General features: G+C 46.6%; 14 protein-coding genes. 7 read left to right on the plus strand and 7 right to left on the minus strand.

What is annotated here, in order from left to right; translation table 11 throughout:
- Positions 1 to 49 precede the first annotated feature (49 nt).
- A complete protein-coding gene (locus QUA36_RS25255; protein WP_333459487.1) occupies positions 50 to 1,435 on the plus strand; it encodes a transposase in 1,386 nt (461 codons plus the stop codon).
- 123 nt (positions 1,436 to 1,558) lie between these two features.
- Here QUA36_RS25255 and QUA36_RS25260 read toward each other — a convergent pair whose 3' ends face one another.
- The 3 genes from QUA36_RS25260 to psbZ all read right to left on the minus strand — a co-directional run bounded on the left by QUA36_RS25260 (position 1,559) and on the right by psbZ (position 2,863).
- Positions 1,559 to 1,774 carry a hypothetical protein gene (locus QUA36_RS25260; RefSeq protein WP_333459488.1) on the minus strand — a complete coding sequence of 72 codons (216 nt, stop codon included), beginning with the start codon at positions 1,772 to 1,774 and terminating at the stop codon, positions 1,559 to 1,561.
- 83 nt (positions 1,775 to 1,857) lie between these two features.
- Positions 1,858 to 2,451 carry a 6,7-dimethyl-8-ribityllumazine synthase gene (gene ribH, locus QUA36_RS25265; protein WP_333161834.1) on the minus strand — a complete coding sequence of 198 codons (594 nt, stop codon included), beginning with the start codon at positions 2,449 to 2,451 and terminating at the stop codon, positions 1,858 to 1,860.
- A gap of 220 nt (positions 2,452 to 2,671) precedes the next feature.
- On the minus strand, positions 2,672 to 2,863 hold the full coding sequence (gene psbZ / locus QUA36_RS25270) for a photosystem II reaction center protein PsbZ (protein WP_015177377.1): 192 nt from the start codon (positions 2,861 to 2,863) through the stop codon (positions 2,672 to 2,674).
- 316 nt (positions 2,864 to 3,179) lie between these two features.
- Here psbZ and QUA36_RS25275 point away from each other — a divergent pair, with 316 nt between their 5' ends.
- Together QUA36_RS25275 and QUA36_RS25280 are read left to right on the plus strand one after the other, a co-directional pair.
- On the plus strand, positions 3,180 to 6,230 hold the full coding sequence (locus tag QUA36_RS25275; protein ID WP_333459489.1) for a CBS domain-containing protein: 3,051 nt from the start codon (positions 3,180 to 3,182) through the stop codon (positions 6,228 to 6,230).
- A gap of 135 nt (positions 6,231 to 6,365) precedes the next feature.
- Entirely contained in the window at positions 6,366 to 6,821 is a 456-nt protein-coding gene (locus QUA36_RS25280) for a DUF2127 domain-containing protein (protein WP_333459490.1), read from the plus strand.
- A gap of 758 nt (positions 6,822 to 7,579) precedes the next feature.
- On the opposite strand, the gene QUA36_RS25285 is transcribed toward QUA36_RS25280, so the two are convergent.
- Positions 7,580 to 7,924, minus strand: coding sequence for a DUF4870 domain-containing protein (locus QUA36_RS25285; RefSeq protein WP_333459491.1), 345 nt, complete (start codon positions 7,922 to 7,924; stop codon positions 7,580 to 7,582).
- 99 nt (positions 7,925 to 8,023) lie between these two features.
- Between QUA36_RS25285 and prfC the strand changes: the two genes are divergently transcribed.
- The gene (prfC, locus tag QUA36_RS25290) at positions 8,024 to 9,652 is read left to right on the plus strand and encodes a peptide chain release factor 3 (RefSeq protein WP_333050296.1); all 1,629 of its coding nucleotides are present in this window, start codon (positions 8,024 to 8,026) and stop codon (positions 9,650 to 9,652) included.
- Positions 9,653 to 9,975: 323 nt separating this feature from the next.
- On the opposite strand, the gene QUA36_RS25295 is transcribed toward prfC, so the two are convergent.
- The gene (locus QUA36_RS25295) at positions 9,976 to 10,149 is read right to left on the minus strand and encodes a hypothetical protein (protein WP_333459492.1); all 174 of its coding nucleotides are present in this window, start codon (positions 10,147 to 10,149) and stop codon (positions 9,976 to 9,978) included.
- Positions 10,136 to 10,414: a hypothetical protein gene (locus QUA36_RS25300; RefSeq protein WP_333459493.1), complete on the minus strand. Its 279-nt coding sequence runs from the start codon at positions 10,412 to 10,414 to the stop codon at positions 10,136 to 10,138. Before QUA36_RS25300 ends, QUA36_RS25295 begins: the two co-directional genes overlap by 14 nt.
- Positions 10,415 to 10,792: 378 nt before the next feature.
- Between QUA36_RS25300 and QUA36_RS25305 the strand changes: the two genes are divergently transcribed.
- Positions 10,793 to 11,062, plus strand: coding sequence for a hypothetical protein (locus tag QUA36_RS25305; protein ID WP_333161851.1), 270 nt, complete (start codon positions 10,793 to 10,795; stop codon positions 11,060 to 11,062).
- 236 nt (positions 11,063 to 11,298) lie between these two features.
- Here QUA36_RS25305 and QUA36_RS25310 read toward each other — a convergent pair whose 3' ends face one another.
- A complete protein-coding gene (locus tag QUA36_RS25310) occupies positions 11,299 to 14,241 on the minus strand; it encodes a hypothetical protein (RefSeq protein WP_333459494.1) in 2,943 nt (980 codons plus the stop codon).
- 170 nt (positions 14,242 to 14,411) lie between these two features.
- Between QUA36_RS25310 and QUA36_RS25315 the strand changes: the two genes are divergently transcribed.
- Together QUA36_RS25315 and QUA36_RS25320 are read left to right on the plus strand one after the other, a co-directional pair.
- A complete protein-coding gene (locus QUA36_RS25315; protein ID WP_333459495.1) occupies positions 14,412 to 14,534 on the plus strand; it encodes a hypothetical protein in 123 nt (40 codons plus the stop codon).
- Between the two features lie 4 nt (positions 14,535 to 14,538).
- Entirely contained in the window at positions 14,539 to 17,088 is a 2,550-nt protein-coding gene (locus QUA36_RS25320) for a zinc metalloprotease HtpX (protein ID WP_333459496.1), read from the plus strand.
- The last annotated feature ends 232 nt before the right edge of the window (positions 17,089 to 17,320 follow it).

Below are 17,320 nucleotides of genomic sequence, written 5' to 3' on the forward strand. Positions count from 1 at the left end.
AGCCGGATGAGATGAAAGTCTCACGTCCGGTTCTGAAGGAGAGGTAGAGGTGGCAACGCCTCTATCGACTCTAACGGACTGCAAGCCCTACTGGTCAGATTTATGCGCGGCGAACAGCTCACGATTGTTGTTGCCTGTCGCGACAGGTTATGTAGATTTGGATTTGAATTATTCGAGTTCATGGCCGAGCAAAACGGTGGACAAATCGTGGTTCTTGACCGAACAGTTCACTGCCCAGAAACCGAACTCACAAGCGATCTTCTTGCCATCCTTCATGTCTTCAGTTGCAGAATGCACGGACTCAGAAGTTACAGCAAGAAGATCAAGGAAGATCCGGCTATTCCTAAATCCTGAGCAAAAAGCGCTGCTCAAGCAGTGGTTTGGTGTGAGTCGTTTTGTTTACAACACGACCATAAAATACCTCCAAGAACCAGACACAAAAGCTAGCTGGATGACAATCAAAACCGGAATACTCAACAGCTTGCCAGAATGGGCAAAGCCTGTACCTTTCCAAATCAAATCGATTGCTATCAAAGATGCTTGCTCGGCGGTCAAAGCAGCGAAGCAGGGTTTCAAGAAAGACGGGCAAATCCGCAAATGTAAATTTCGTAGTAGGAAAGACACCAAACAATCTATTTATGTGCCGAAGTCGGCTATAAAAGACTGTGGTGTCTACCATTCAATTTTGGGCAAGTGTCAGCTAACAGAATCCTTGCCTGAAAATTTCAGTGACGGCAGGTTGACTCTCGCTTATGGCGAATATTACCTGGTAGTTTCTGAAGAAGTGCAACAACTTAAGGCTGAGAAACAAGGTCGGGTTGTTGCACTAGATCCCGGTGTCCGCACGTTCATGACGTTTTTTTCGGAAGATTCCTATGGCTGGCTGGGAAATAATTCTAATTTGTACATCCAGAAACTATGTTTTCGGTTAGACAAATTAGTATCAAAAATTTCTAAAGCTCCCAGTCGGCAAAAAAGAAGATTCAAGAAAGCAGCTAATAGACTTCGTTGCAAAATCAAGAACTTAGTCAGAGAGTTGCATCACAAAGTAGCTAGGTTTTTAGTTGATAATTTTGATGTAATCTTGCTGCCCACGTTTGAGACTTCTCAAATGGTGTCTAAGTCGCGCCGCAAGTTGAGGAACAAAACGGTGAGACAAATGCTGACTCTAAGTCATTACGAATTTAAGAATTTCCTTAAGTGGAAAGCCTGGGAAAATTCAAAACTGGTGATTGACTGCAACGAAGCTTACACGTCAAAAACTGTATCGTGGACAGGCGAAATTGTCAAAAATCTAGGTGGCGCTAGAATTATCAAGTCCGTCGCCACCGGGTTGAAGATGGATCGGGATCTAAATGGTGCTCGCGGGATTTTCCTGCGGGCATTGGTTGACACGCCTTTGTTGAGAGATTCTCTTGACTTATATGTTTGTTAGCATTTGTTAGCAAAAAAGTGTCGGTATGTGTGTTCCAGAACAGGAAGTGAATCAAATGCTGGCACTTGTCTAAATCTGAATTTGGAATTGTAACCATTGTTGGCAAAATATGCCTTGTAGAAATTACAGTATTTGATCTGACGATAGATCCGGGGCTATAGCCAGATTTACTTCGCCCGACAGCACTTGAACAGCAGCAGACGCAGGTAATTGATCGTCAGAATTTCCGCCCAAAGCATAAACTTGAGGCATCAAAGTACCGATTGCCAATTGGCAAGATATTGGTCTAATTTGTCGATCGGCTGCGACCAGTGGAATTTTCACCTTGGGGGCGGGCATAATCACCACCCCACAAGAGTCTTAAGATTTTTCGCGATGCAAATCTTGATGTTTTTTGAGCTTAAAAATACTGCTAGCCGAACTTACGAGGGGATTTGATCCGACGATACATCAGGGGCGATCGCCAGATTTCCTTCGCCCGAAAGCACTTTACCAGCAGATCCAGTAGTTAACCGCTGATCGTAAGAGTGTGTTCCCAAACCCTTAACTTGGCGCATCAAAGTGCCCATTTCCAAAGCACTCATCGCATAATTCCAGCCCAAATTGCTTTTAATTCCAGCCCTTTCCAAAGCTTGCTGCATCGTGTCAGTCGTCACCACCCCAAAAATCACCGGCACCCCTGTCTGAAAAGCAGCAGCAGCAATTCCCTTAGCAACCTCACCAGCCACAAAATCGAAATGAGGAGTTTGGCCGCGAATTACCGCACCCAGACAAATTACCGCATCGTAGCGGTGAGAAAGAGCAGCTTGGCGCGCCACCAAAGGAATCTCAAAACTTCCTGGAACCCAAAAAAAGTCCACTTGAGAGCCATGAGGATTAATATCAACCCCGTGGCGTTTCAAACAATCTTGACAGCCCTCCAAAAGTTTGTTAACCACCAAATCGTTAAAACGACCGATGACAATAGCAAATCGCAAAGATTCGGTATGAGTAAAAGTTCCCTCGAAAACAGTCATAGTGCTCTAGTTTAGATTTTAGGTTTTAGATTTTAGATTTTTGTTGGTGAGAAGGCAAAAGTCAGAAAGCAGCAGCATCTCATCTGAATCTCAAGTGCAAAAAAATACAGGATCGCGCGGTCTGGAAAAATCCTAGCTTCTGCCGAATGCCTTTCAATCGCTGGTGAATGCCTTCATCCTTCTATCTTTTACCTTCTTTCTTCGATAAAGTTGGGTGAAATTAAACGACTAAAAAGTTCAATACACCCACTGCAATAACCAGCAAAAACCACAGACCAGACCCGGCATAAATCAGGGATTTAGACTGATTCCAGTTTTGGGGAGAGGCATAAGCAACTGGCACGCCAACGACCATCACAAAAGACAGCAGTACCAGACCCAGTAAAACCACTTGAAACAGAATTGATAACATCTTTTCTCCTTTCGATATAACCGTGCGTTGATCGGAAATAGTTTCCCAGAACCGAAAAAAATCTTCCAAATTCTAGTTTTTGACAGTTTCCCGATAGTCGATCGAGAAATTGTCGGTTGATTGATACGAAAGAACCCAGGCAAATTCGGGCGTTGCGCGAACAGGCGTCAGCGGCTCTTAAGATTTTTATCAATTTTATCATTGTTCGTTACAGCACAGAAAACTGGAAAGCTTAACTTAAAGCCCGATCGACACATCCGGTTTCAGAGGGCGAGAAATTGCTACTGTTTGAGTTAGAGATGCGGGATTTTCGGCTATGGACTTAGTTTTGTGCCACACAACAGCAGATTTTGACGCCTTGGGGGCAGCGGTGGGACTTTGCGTGCTGCGCCCCGGTAGCAGGATCGTATTGACGGGCGGGTGTCATCCGACTGTGCGGGATTTTTTGGCGCTACACCGCGACGAGTATCCACTGATTGAACGCCGATCGGTCAATCCGCAACAAATTCGATCAATTAGTATAGTTGATGCCTCCGGGCGCGATCGTTTGGGAAAAGCCGCCGAGTGGCTGGATTTGCCACACCTGAGCGAAATAGCGGTTTTCGACCATCACCTAGAGGCGCATTCAGACATCCCCGCTACTTTTACCCAAATCGAAGCAGTCGGAGCCAGCACGACATTAATTGTCGAAAAGCTCAAAAATCAAGCAGAAAACAGCGACACACCATCCCGCCTTCTGCCTTCGGAAGCAACAGTAATGGCCCTCGGCATCCACGTCGATACAGGTTCCCTCACCTTTGAGGGCGCAACTGCGCGAGATGCCATAGCTTTGGCGTGGTTGATGGAACAGGGAGCGAGTTTGCGAGTAATCGCTGAATATGTAGAACCCGGTTTGTCTCCTCAATTGCAAGATTTGCTCAGAGAAGCGCTGAATAATTTGCGATCGGAAACTTTGCACGGTTACAGCGTAGCCTGGGTGCTGCTATCTACTGAATCCTACGTTCCCGGACTTTCTTCGCTGGCTTCTCGCTTGCTCGATTTGACTGAAACCGATGCTCTGCTGTTAGGCAATGTTTATAAATTTAGCGAAAACGAAAACAACCGCAACATCGATCGCGAATCGCCAGTTTCCAATCGATTAACTATTATCGGTCGATCGCGCATCGAAGGAACAAACCTCAGCGAATTGTTCAAACCCTTCGGTGGCGGAGGCCACGCCCGCGCTGCTTCCCTCGCCACCCGCGATGTTGACCCCCTGCTGACTTTAAATCAGTTAGCTGACGAACTCAAAGCTCAAATTCCCCACCCTCCGACAGCGCGCGAATTAATGTCGTCTCCCGTGCGGAGTATTCGCCCGGAAACATCAGTGGGGGAAGCTCACCGTATCCTCCTACGTTACGGACATTCGGGGCTTTCTGTGGTCGATGCGGACAATCGACTCGCCGGCATTATCTCGCGCCGCGACATTGACATTGCCCTGCACCACGGTTTCAGTCACGCCCCGGTGAAGGGTTACATGAGTCCGCAGTTAAAAACGATCGCCCCAGATACCTTGCTGCCGGAAATTGAATCTTTAATGGTGACATACGATATCGGGCGCTTGCCAGTATTGGAAAACGGTCAACTTGTAGGAATTGTGACTCGCACTGACGTGTTGCGGGAATTGCACCAGCAAAAAGCGCGAGACAGGGGAAGCAATGCGGAATTGTCTTATTGTGTCATGCCCGAATCGGTTGAGCAGTTGTTGCGATCGCGCATCAGTGCCGAATTGTGGCAATTATTGTCGATCACTGCGAATATTGCCCAAAACCGAGGCTGGCAACTTTATATTGTGGGTGGAGCAGTCCGGGATTTACTCTTAGCCACGGATGATACGCTGGCGCTAACAGATATCGATTTGGTTGTGGATGGAAAGTGCGGTTCCGACGATTCCGGTGCTGGTGTCGAGTTAGCTTCATCGCTGCAAAAACTATACCCCGACTCGCGTTTGGACGTTCACGGTCAATTTCAAACCGCCGCGCTTTTGTGGCACAAAGACTCTGCTTTCGGCTCGCTGTGGGTGGATATCGCTACGGCTCGCACTGAATTTTACCCTTATCCGGCTGCAAATCCTGAAGTTGAAGCGAGTTCAATTCGCCAAGATTTGTACCGCAGGGATTTTACAATTAATGCGCTGGCTGTGCGGTTGGGTGCTCCTCGCAGCGGCGAATTGTTAGATTTTTTTTGCGGTTTGCTGGACTTGGAATCGAAGCAAATTCGAGTTTTGCACGCCAATAGTTTTATCGAAGATCCGACGCGAATTTATCGCGCTGTGCGGTTTGCGGTGCGGTTGGGGTTTGAAATTGAGCCGCAGACGGAAGGATACATTCGCAACGCTTTGGCCAGCGGGATTTATTACCGAATTCAGGGGGAAAACGGCCGAGCTCCGGCTTTGGAAACTCGGCTCAAAAGCGAATTGAAATACATTTTGCAAGCTCCTTACTGGAAAGTTGCTTTGCAAATGCTGGGAGATTTGCAGGCTTTGCGCTGCATTCATCCTACTTTGGAGTTGGATCGGGAGTTGTGGCGGCAACTGCGTTTGCTCGATCGGTGTTTGAATGGAAGAAGGAAGAAGGAAGAAGGAAGAAGGAAGAAGGAAGAAGGAAGTTCGGCAACGGATTCTGTAACGGATGTCAGGAAGAAGGAAGAAGGAAGAAGGAAGAAGGAAGAAGGAAGTTCGGCAACGGATTCTGTAACGGATTCTGTAACGGATGTCAGGAAGAAGGAAGAAGGAAGTTCGGCAACGGATTCTGTAACGGGTGTCAGTCCGATGTCCGTCGGAAGAAGGAAGAAGGAAGAAGGAAGAGACAATTCCCAATTCCCAATTCCCAATTTCCAATTCCCAATTTCCAATTCCCAATTTCCAATTATCAATATTCCCGATTGGCAGATGCGGCTGGAAGTTTTGATAGCTTATTTAGCACCGGAATATCGTGGCAAGGTGGCTGCAAATCTTCAGTTACCTGCTGACAGCATTAAACGGTTGGAAGTTTTGGAAGCCGGAAAGAACCAGTTAGCAGAGAATTTGCCTAAGTGCGAGTTGCCGAGTCAATTGGTGTTGCTGTTGAGGAATTATGAATTGCCGGTGTTAATTGCGATCGCCCTACAAAGTCCGCGAAGTGCCCGCCGCCAAATCTGGGAATATCTCACCAAGTGGGCGAATGTTGAGCCGCCTTTAAATGGCAACGATTTGAAGGCTTTGGGTTATAAGCCGGGGCCTGGGTTTAAACGAATGTTGGATGATTTGTTGGCGGCGAGGTTGGATGGCGATTTGGGCGATCGGGCTGCTGCTATCTCTTTCTTAGCACAACGTTATCCTCAAACTTAGTAAGGTGCGTCAGCAGCGCGTTATTTATTATATAATAGATTAGCTAATTGCTGACACACTCTACTAAAATTTAAGTTTTCAATCCTAAACAGCCTAACCAGGCGATCGTACATTATTGATATTTCGAGAATTAAGGTGAAGAAACATCACGCTCCTGCTTTAATCGCAATTGTCCTTTACAAAACCTTTGTGGCTTCCCTCTTGGCAGTAACTTCAATTGCTTTGCTTTTTGCCTTAAAGAATCCTCAATTTTTAGAACAAATTTCGCAATCTTATTTGTTAGAAACCAAACTAAAAATTATTGAATTTATCTTAGAAAAACTTCTAATTCTCAACCCTCACAAATTATTTTTTGGCGGACTTGCCGCAGCGCTTTATGCAACTTTAACTGCTGTTGAAGCCGTTGGTTTGTGGTACGAAAGAGACTGGGCAACAATCTTAGTTTTAGTGCTGGTAAGCATTAGTATACCCCCTGAAATATATGAATTAGTTCACGGGATCACGGTACTTAAGTTAGCGGTATTTATCACAAATGTAGCCATCTTATGGTATTTGCTCCACCATTGGCCAAAGCATGGTAAAGGAGCTTAAAGTTTTGATTGTTCAGAGGAAACTCACTGGATTTTATAAATGTCAGCATTTTCCATTTTAATTTCATAAAACGGGTGATCAGTCAAATAAAAACCTCAATCTTTACAAAAAATTTTTGATTGTAAAGATTCGATAAAGCTACGAGGGGTTATACCCCCTATGAGTTATACTGACATACATATAGATGCACCCTGATGGCTTTCCCGTTCCACAAGAGCGGGATTTTTATTGGCAAAATATTGTATTAAGTTTTAATACACCTGGTAGAGATAGAATTGGTGGAATATTCCAATAAAACGATCGCCCGATGCAAAAATAGCACAGCTAGCGCAAAAACGATGTTTCGGAGCGATCGAACCTCACCCCTAACTCTGCGAAATAACTCAAAGGCGGTAGCATAGTTTGGGAACCGACATCAATGGAAGCTCAGCTTAGCGTTCACAACAGCGCTGCAACAGGGCGAAGACAGCATAATTAATAGTTGATTGTGCTCTAATTTTTGAATTTTTATGGATTAAGAAGATTTCACGCAGGAGGTTAGGTCAATTTTCTGGAATCCCCAACTGGATGATGGTTAGTTTCACCAACTTTTAAGTTTTTTTACTGAATCTTGTCTCCGATAATCAACCATCTTTGTCACTTAAGCAGTGTCTTTGCCAGTTGGGGGTAACGAATGTGAGTTATAAAACAATTAAAAACCCGGTTTCTTCTTGAAGAAATCGGGTTGTTGAAATCGATGGTGAAGCGCGATTTTCTGTCTAAACTATTCGGAAAATAAAAGGGTAGCGGTAAGGTTGGTTAGGATTTTGCAAAACGTGGAGGATAGCCATTATTGTCAGTCCCCAGTGCAGCAGATAACCGAGGGGCACTAGGATAAAGCCAGCTAGACCGAAAGTGACGACAGTTAACCCCACAATTACGGCGCTGTACACCCATACATTAAGGTGAAAATTGATCGCTTCTGTGGCGTTTTCTTTGACAACGGGGTCATCTGATACTAACAATACAGCGATCGGCGCTCCGATCGAGAACAGTAACGTGCTGAAAAAAATCGCCCCGTGGCACACCAGTGATAACAGCTTTCGCTTGTCAGAGTCGTACATATTACTTTTCCTTGACTTTATTGATAATTTTACCTTTAATAGCAACTGTAGCACAGGCTATAATGGCGATCGGGTGATGATTCCCCTACCTAATTTGTGATGACAACAGAACTCGAAACTGAACTGCTAACTGCTGTTGAGCGCCGGCGCAACTTTGCTATTATCTCGCACCCCGACGCGGGAAAAACTACTTTGACAGAAAAGCTGCTGCTGTACGGAGGTGCAATTCACGAAGCAGGTTCTGTGAAAGCGCGGCGGGCTCAGCGACACGCTACGTCTGACTGGATGGCGATGGAACAGCAGCGGGGAATTTCTATTACTTCTACTGTTTTGCAGTTTGAGTATAAAAAATATCACATTAATCTGCTCGATACTCCGGGACACCAAGATTTTAGCGAAGATACTTATCGAACTCTGGCGGCGGCTGACAATGCGGTGATGCTTGAGGATGCTGCTAAGGGTTTGGAACCGCAAACTCGGAAGTTATTTGAAGTTTGTAAGCTGCGAAGTTTGCCTATTTTTACTTTCTTTAATAAGCTCGATCGCCCTAGCAGAGAACCTTTGGATTTGTTGGACGAAATTGAGAAGGAATTGGGGTTGCAGACTTATCCGGTAAATTGGCCCATAGGTACGGGCGATCGCTTTAAAGGTGTTTTCGATCGCAGGGCGCGCAAAATTCACTTATTCGAGCGGGCTAAACACGGTTCTCGCGCTGCTGTTGATACAGTCATCGAATTGGGAGATCCGCGCATTGAAGATTTGTTGGAACAAGACCTTTACTATCAGCTCAAAGAAGAGTTAGAACTGCTGGATGAGTTGGGAACTGAACTCGATTTAGACTTGGTTCGGGCGGGAAAAATGACGCCTGTTTTCTTTGGCAGCGCGATGAGCAATTTTGGGGTCGAACTGTTTTTAGATGCGTTTTTAGATTACGCGATGAAGCCGATCGCCCGCAAGAGCAGCGCCGGAGACTTGCCCCCAACTTATGAAGACTTTACCGGGTTTGTGTTTAAATTGCAAGCGAATATGGACCCAAGACACCGCGATCGGGTGGCGTTTATTCGGGTTTGTACGGGCAAGTTTGAAAAGGACATGAACGTGACTCACGCTCGCAGTGGTAAAACGGTGCGTTTGTCAAGACCTCAAAAGTTATTTGCTCAGGATCGGGAGTCGATCGAGGTTGCGTATCCGGGCGATGTGATCGGTCTGAACAATCCGGGGGTATTTGCGATCGGCGATACTATTTACACCGGCCAAAAACTGGAATATGAAGGGATTCCCTGTTTTTCTCCTGAACTTTTTGCTTTTTTGAGAAATCCCAATCCTTCTAAGTTTAAGCAGTTCCGCAAAGGCGTTTCTGAGTTGCAGGAAGAAGGCGCAGTGCAAATTATGTACTCGGTTGATGAGTCGAAACGCGAGCCTATTTTGGCGGCTGTCGGACAGTTGCAATTTGAAGTTGTGCAGTTCAGAATGCAGTCGGAATATAATGTGGAAACGACGATCGATATGTTGCCTTACAGTGTAGCTCGTTGGGTTGACGGCGGTTGGGATGCGCTGGAAAAAGTTGGGCGGCTTTTTAATACGGTGACGGTGAAAGATACTTGGGGAAGGCCGGTTTTGCTGTTTAGAAATGAGTGGAATTGCCGACAGGTGGAAGGGGAACACCCTGTTTTGAAGTTAAATGCGATCGCCCCTGTGGTTTCTGGTTTGGCTGTTAGCGAGGAGTAGGGCTTACGCATGGGGCCCAGAAACCGGGTTTTTTTACGAGAAGACGCATTACATACCGTAAATTCGGTAAAAAACCCGGTTTCTCTGTCGGATTGCATAACTCCTGTGAATCTTCTTCCTAATTCTTCCTTCGTGTCCTTCGCGTCTTCCCGGTTCAATCATTTTAAGTATTTATCCACCAAACAATACTTCGGACAGTTTTAGATATAGTCGAGTTTCCGAAACCCTTGCTGGCTATATGCTGGACTATTTTTTCAAGGTTTAAGTAAGCGCGCTAAGTTTCAGAAAATGCGTAAAAAATGGCAGGGCTTCCTCCATAAGGCTTACAGGGCGGTTAAAAAACTGTCCGAAGTATTGACCAAACGCTCTTCTAACATGACTGCAACTTCCGCATCTGTTGGAGGTGGCATATCAGTTTTTGCTAGCCCTCTGAGTCGCTTGGCCGAACCTTTGCGATCGCCAAATCGGAGTTTAACTTCAGTATCAGTTGTCTCCATAAATGCTCTCTCGGCTAATAGCTTCATCTGAAAGAGTAGGGAGATTTAGGGTACTACGACTGTCAACCCATTCCTGAAATGCTATTGACCATTCTGTTGGGGTAGCTGTTTCGTAAAAGGGACGTTGTTGAGGTTCTATTAGCCGTTTGAGCATCGCATCTAGTAATGGTTTAATCTGAGCCGGCGTGCGGTTGGTGATTTTTTCCAAAACCTGAGTAATAGTCTGTATGTCTTGTTGGTGAGATTGCTGAAGATCGTGCAGCATAATTATCCTGGGGTTCTCTTAGTCTAGTTATAACGCTAAATCCTCAGCCCGGCGCAAAACCTCCCAGTCCCGATCTTCAATCCAAAATCCAAAATCTAAAATCTAAAATCGGTTGACGGCGGCCCCCCTGTGCGGCTACGCTTTGAAGTGAGAGGTTGCTTGCTTGTAGAGGAGGCAGCCCGCGTCACCCAAAAATCTAGTTGCACTGCCCAAAGCTGCGCTAACAGCAATGGACAGCTAACCGCCAAACTGGTACAAGCAGTCTGGAGGCTAACGGAGTATCTTAACATCCTCTGTAGCCGCCCTGCTATGTGTTGAAATGCGGGGCGGCTGGGTTTTTGGGTTTTTCTAGAAAACCCAAAACCAGGAGAACATATTATGTCACAGGAATTCGTGCCTGACGACAACTTTTCCGATCGCCCAAATGACGACTCAGCAGCAGTATGCGAACAGGAAGTGGTGCTGTTAACGGTTGTCGGTTCGCCCAAGGGTGTCCGGGAAACCATACTCACTTTGTACCGACTGGGATTTGCAGAAGTGGGCGATTGGAGTCCCCTACAACGTGCGGCGAATCCGAAGCAGGTGATGAGCGTGCTGATCCGTCGGAAGCGGGCTGATGGTACATCGCCGAGACAATCTGGGCGGTAAGCTGCAAGGTTAAATAGCTAAATTCGAGGGCGGGGTTTTAACGCTCTGTCCCTGAGTCCGGCAGTCCGGCAGGGGTTGAAACCCCTGCCTCAAAGCGAAAGTCCTCTGAAGAGGACTGAAGAATTCATTTAGTCCTCTTCAGAGGACTTTCGCTATTAGCCAGGGAATTCATTCCCTGGCGGGCTTTCGGTTTAAGGCAGGGAATGAAGGCCGCGTCTTTACTCGTTCCCATCGAGCTAACTGCTGACAGTATCGTTACCCAAATAATCGAGAGATTCTTGCAGCGCCTCGCGTCTATTGCGAGCCCAATCGTCATTAGGAGCAATGGCTAAAGATCGATTATACATTTCCAGTGCTTCTTGCCAATTTTTGAGTGCTTCCTGTTGATTAAATAATTTTGCTTGCAAATCACCCATACTTTTCAGTGCAAGCCCTTTGCTGTTGAGAGCCAAAATATAATCCGGTGCAATAACTAAAGCAGAATCAAAGGAAGCGATCGCCTCTTTGTAAGATAGTTTGGCAGCCTCAAACTCACTCTCACTTAGCTGTGCCTGCAAATCACCCCGACATCGCAGTGCATTCCCTTTGTTATTGAGAGCATAATTATAATCAGGTGCAATAAGTAAAGCAGATTTACAGGTTGCGATTGCCTCAGAGTAAGATTGTTTGGCAGCATCAAATTCCTTTACCTCTACTTGTAACTGACCGAGTTGTACCAACACACCCCCTTTGTTGCTGAGCCATCTAGAATCATCCGGTGCAATTTGTAAAGCTGAATCGTAGGCAGCGATTGCCTCTTTGTAAGATAGTTTGGCATCGGGAAATTCACTTAGTAGTGCCTGTAACTCACCCAGCCTTTGCAGTGCATTCCCTTTGTTGAGAACCCCGATATCATCCGGTGCAATTTGTAAAGCTGAACCGTAGGCAGCGATTGCCTCTTTGTAAGATAGTTTGGCCAGATCAAATTTTTTTATCAGTGCCTGTAACTCACCAAGACCTTGCAGCGCATTCCCTTTGTTGTTGAGCCACCGAGAATCCTTCGGTGCAATAACTAAAGCAGAATTGTAGGCAACGATTGCCTCTAAGTAAGATAGTTCTGCTCGATCACGTTCAGTTAGCAGTGCCTGTAACTCACCTAGCCTTTGTAGCCCAATCCCTTTGTTGCCGAGAGCAGTAATATAATCCGGTGCAATAACTAAAGCAGAATCAAAGGCAGCTATCGCCTCAGAGTAAGACTGTTTTGCATCCTCAAACTCAGTTAGCTGTGCCTGCAAATCACCTAGACATCGCAGCGCATTCCCTTTGTTGTTGAGCGTACCCTCATCGTCTGGAGTTAATATGAGTTCGCAATCGTAAGCTGCAACAGCCTCTAAATATTCCTGTTTTGCCTCTGCGTATCGAGCCAAGTGAGCATAGTAATCTCCCTCCGAGTTGGAAATTCTGCCCAGCCAAAAATCACTTTTAATCCACAACTCACTTCTAACTGCTAGCAGCGACTCGCATTCCCCGTAACGACTCAGCCGCGACGCTTCCTCAAACACCTCTTCCCATTCATCTACACCCCGCTCCCAATCCAAGCGATTAGCATGAAAAATTGCCTCAGCCGCATTCCCCAATTCCCGGTAATAGCCCTCTAAAACCTCATGAGCTCTGCGAGTTTTATCGTTATCCCTATCCGCATCCAAGCGCCGCAATAAATCGTGAATTCGATACCACTTTTCACCCCGCTGGGGTTCCTTCCACACAAAGGAAAAACTCGTCAAAATCTCAAAATTTGCACTACTTGCCTGGAAGTGACAACCTGCTCCCAATTTTATGTACAAATCCTCATCAAAAGCGCGACCAGCACTCAGCGAATGCACCGCAGATCGCACTTCGCGATCTACATAACTGAGCAACCGATCCGTTAACTCCGCAGTTTTGTTTTCCAACTTCGGAATTCGGGCAAAATCCGACGACAGCAACTCAATTCCCCGCCTTCTTTCTGCCAGCACCACATCCGCGCACAAACCCAAATAAAACGGATGTATCTGCAAATTCTCCCAACTATCATCAGGATTGACGCTGGCATATCTAATGACAGCATCAGCCAAATCTGCCTTGTCAATCTCCACTTTGTGCAAGTAATCCCTAGCATCGGTGGCAGACAAATGCCCAACCAATTGTGCATCTATTAAATGTTCGGGAATTTTCATATCTCCAAGCGCATTCGGCCACCGCAGTTGTGTGACTGGACAATCTCGCCCAGCCACAACAACTACAATCCCCAATTTGAACTTCAGCGCCAGCAGCAACCGCCGAAACCACTCATCTTGATACCAAAATTTTATTCCCTGAAAACTGCGTTTTTCATCCCACAATTTCTCGTGAGTATCGAACAGCATCACGAGGCGTTCTGGTTTGTTTTTCCCAGCCATTGCCGCATTCAAATCACGGGCAAACAATGTCGGCAAACAGTCTATTAACTCAGTATCAATATCTTTGCTGCGAATTTCCTTCGCCTTTTCATCGCTGACACCCAGGCGCTTTTGAATTAATTTCATCATTCCCTTAATGCCGCTCAATTTAATTATACCTTTAATCACGGCTACAGTTTGTGCCACCACCGGAAATTGCGCCCAAGTTTCAATTGCAGGTGTCACCAATTGAATTACATCATCGGGTAAAAGTTGGTTTAGAGTTGCGTTTGACTCACCTTTGTTCAGCAAATACCAACAGCAAGCAAAATCATAATTGGGAAACTTAAACTTGTATTTCTTTGCTGCTTCTGCTTCTGCCAGATTGCGCCGCAACATCAGCAAGCCGTAAAATCTATCTTGCGGTTTATCTTCTTTAATCGGTATCAATCCGAAATCGTGCCTGACTACGGGTATGGGAGTGTAGGTTTTGGCTTCGCGGACGAAATCAGCAACTTCGGCCGCCCTTTCTTCTGGGAGTGCGCGCAATTGTTGCCAAACCTGCGGCGAAAATCTTTTGCAGCAGTTAACCTGCAAGTGTTTGAGCAGCAATGACTTGCCGTTGCCTCCATCGCCGTAAAAATACAAAATTTGTTCGCGGGGCGGGTCTTCGTTTAAATAAAAGGCAAATCGGCGGGTAAATTCGTGCCTGTCTGTGAATAGTTCGAGTTGGCGATCGCCGCTAATAGATTCGCTTTCAAAATCTTCGTCGTCAATTGGCATAAATGTAGGGGTGAGGTGTTAATTTAATTATAAGCAAAAATTAGATGGGCTCGGTGATTGAAATATCGTCTCCATAAACTTTAGTTTCTCTCTAAAAGACTAAGAGATCGAGGAAGTATTTAACCCGGATTTAGCATAATTCATCAGTCCTCATAGCGAGGACTTTAGCTTTGAGGGAGGGGTTTAAACTCCTGCCCGATCGCAACGATCGTCCCCTGGGAGTGGCCGAAAATTTGACTATTAAGCGGTTTCAACCGCCGAAGAAACTGCAACAAACGGTGACAGAGAAATAGAGCTGTGTTAGAACAGCTATCGATCGACCACCCAAGCTATCTTAGAAAGGACGCTAGCGAAAGCACAGTCATGGCACCTACCACTAATCCAAATCCGGCGGATTCATCTGCAAAACAGTCTCTAGAGGCTGGGCTAGCAGCTTTGAAACAGCAGGATTACCCCACCGCGATCGCCCTTTTAGAATCCGTTACCCAAACCGCCGCCAATCAGTCGTCGGGAATCCGCGCGCAGATGGGGTTAGTGGCTGCGTACAAAGCAACCGGTAATGTCAAAAAGGCGATCGCCCTGTGCTCTTCCCTCGCCAAAAGTCCCAACTCTCAAGTCAAAACTTGGGCCGATCGCGCTTTAAAAGAATTAACCCCCCCTCGCCCCCCAAAACCACCGGAAAATAAACCTAAATCCGCAGAAACTCCCCCCGAAACAGGCTTTGTCGCCTTTGATGCCGGAACAAAATCGCCGCAAAAATCGATTGGGAGCGATCGACCGACCGCAGATAAAAAAACAGGATTTTTACCTTTAGAGTCTGCTGTAGAGCCTGGGAACGCGAAATCGCAACATATTTCCCCGCCACCTCCACCCCCCACAAGCCAGACTTCTGAACCGGAAAACTCGACCGAAACCGCACCCGATACAGAAATTAGCGGCGAAAATAGTTCCGGTTCCCCAACAGATATCCCCGGAGTCGCCAGCCCAGATACTTACCAACTCACTTGGCGCGAAGCAGGGCGCGCGAAAAGCCCGCGCCCCCTCAAACCGCTGAAGTTGCTGGAGTTTCGGCTGCAAGCCGTTGCAAGTGCGATCGCCCTATTTTTCCTAGCCCGGTTTATCCTGCAATTCTTGCTGACAAACACAAATTCTCTGTTGGTTCAGCTTTACATATTCAGTAGACTGCCTATTTTCGCGCCGATTCAGCTTTTTTACCGCGATCCAACTCCGTTTGTTCAGATGGTTTTTGGATTGCTTTTGGCCTCGTCTCCCTGGCTGATAGACGCGCTGCTGAAACTGTTTTGCGGCATCGAAACCCTGCGCGGGTCGGTTTTATCGAAGCACAGCAAAGAAGCTAGTCGGGTACTGCGAAGTTATTGTACGAAGCAAAATATGCCGGTGCCGGTGTTGAAACTCTTGCCGCTGAATGTTCCTGTAGCTTTCAGTTACGGCTGTTTGCCCCGTTTTGCTCGGATTGCTGTGAGTCGGGGGCTGTTGGAACAATTAACGGATGATGAAATTGCTACTATTTTCGCGCGGGAGTTGGCCCATATCTCTCACTGGGATTTTGCGCCGATGTCGCTGGCGCTGCTGGTGATTCAGATTCCTTACTTGATTTATTGGCAGGTGGCGCACTGGCAAGAGCGGTTGTGTGATTTAATGACGATCGAGTTTTTGCGTTCTGTTGTCAAATTTGTGGCCGCTGCAATTTCTGCTACCAGTTATGGGATTTATAAGTTGTTGCGCTGGCCGATGTTGTGGCTGTCGCGCAGCAGGGTGTATTTTAGCGATCGCACTGCTGCAGAAATTACGGGTAATCCTAACGGTTTGACGCGGGCCTTGTCTAAAATTGTGATCGGCATTGCTGATAATATCGAGCAGCAAAAACAAACTAGCTTTTTCCTCGAAAGTTTCGATCTATTGTTACCCGTAGGTGTTGGACAGGCTGTAAGCCTTGGTTCTGCTGCATTACACGCGCCGCTGGAACAGATTTTGCTGTGGGATGTCAGCAATCGGGAGCGCAATTGGTTGACAGTTAACCGCGCGCATCCTTTGCTGGGAGAGCGTTTGAAGCTGTTGGCTCTTTATGCTCAATTCTGGAAGCTAGAGACAGAGTTAGATTTGGTAGACGCGGGAGTGCAAGAACAACCCCGCAAAGGAAAATTGTCTCTGTTTAAGTCAATAATAGAATTTAAAGACTCAAAACTATTTTTACAAGGTGCGCCGTTTTTTGGAATTCCGATGAGTTTGGCGATAGTCGGAGTGCTTTGGCTGATTGGCGGGATTTTTTCAAGGACGAGTATTTGGCAGTTGGATTGGCTTTGGGGCGATCGATCGATTCTTTGGGGCTGTTTGCCGATCGGGTTTTCTATCGGTACTTTGATGCGGATCAATTATTTCTTCCCGGATATTATACCGCGAGAAACCGCTTCGCCGAGTTTGCCGGAAATTTTGTCAAATCCCGATAGTTTGCCGCTGGATGCTGAACCGGTGCGGCTGGAAGGCCAACTTTTAGGTCGATCGGGTATGAGTAATTGGCTGGGACAAGATTTGATTTTGCAGACGGCGACAGGGTTGGTGAGGTTGCACTATGTTTCGAGGTTTGGCTACATTGGCTCTTTGTGGCCATTTTTGTTCAAAGAGACTACTCGCCCTAGCGATTTGATCGGAACATCTGTTGTGGCGACTGGTTGGCTGCGCCGGGGTGCTACTGTGGCGATCGACCTTGAAAGTCTCCGCAGTCAAGGAGGGAGGGTTAGTGACAGCGGACATCCGATTTGGTCTGCGATTTTGGCTTTTGCTGCTGCTTTTTGGGGCGCATACATCATTATCCAAGGCCCAAGGTGAGGAATAGTTGTCCGATTGTGGCCTGAGTCGCCAACAACGCGCATCCTCGATCGGTGTTGAGTTAAACAGGGGATTGGCGATCGGATTCTGGAGTTTCTCCCTATGCACCCTACAGTCTATCCGTTACATCCGTTACAAAATCCGTTGCCGAACTTGCCTCTTCATTCGTAAAGAAAAGTTGCTTTTTTGCCCGCAGTCTGTTACATTAGTTTACAGGAATTGGATTGAACCA

Origin of the sequence: Microcoleus sp. Pol10D4 (genome assembly GCF_036701555.1) — a bacterium.
Lineage (GTDB): Bacteria > Cyanobacteriota > Cyanobacteriia > Cyanobacteriales > Microcoleaceae > Microcoleus.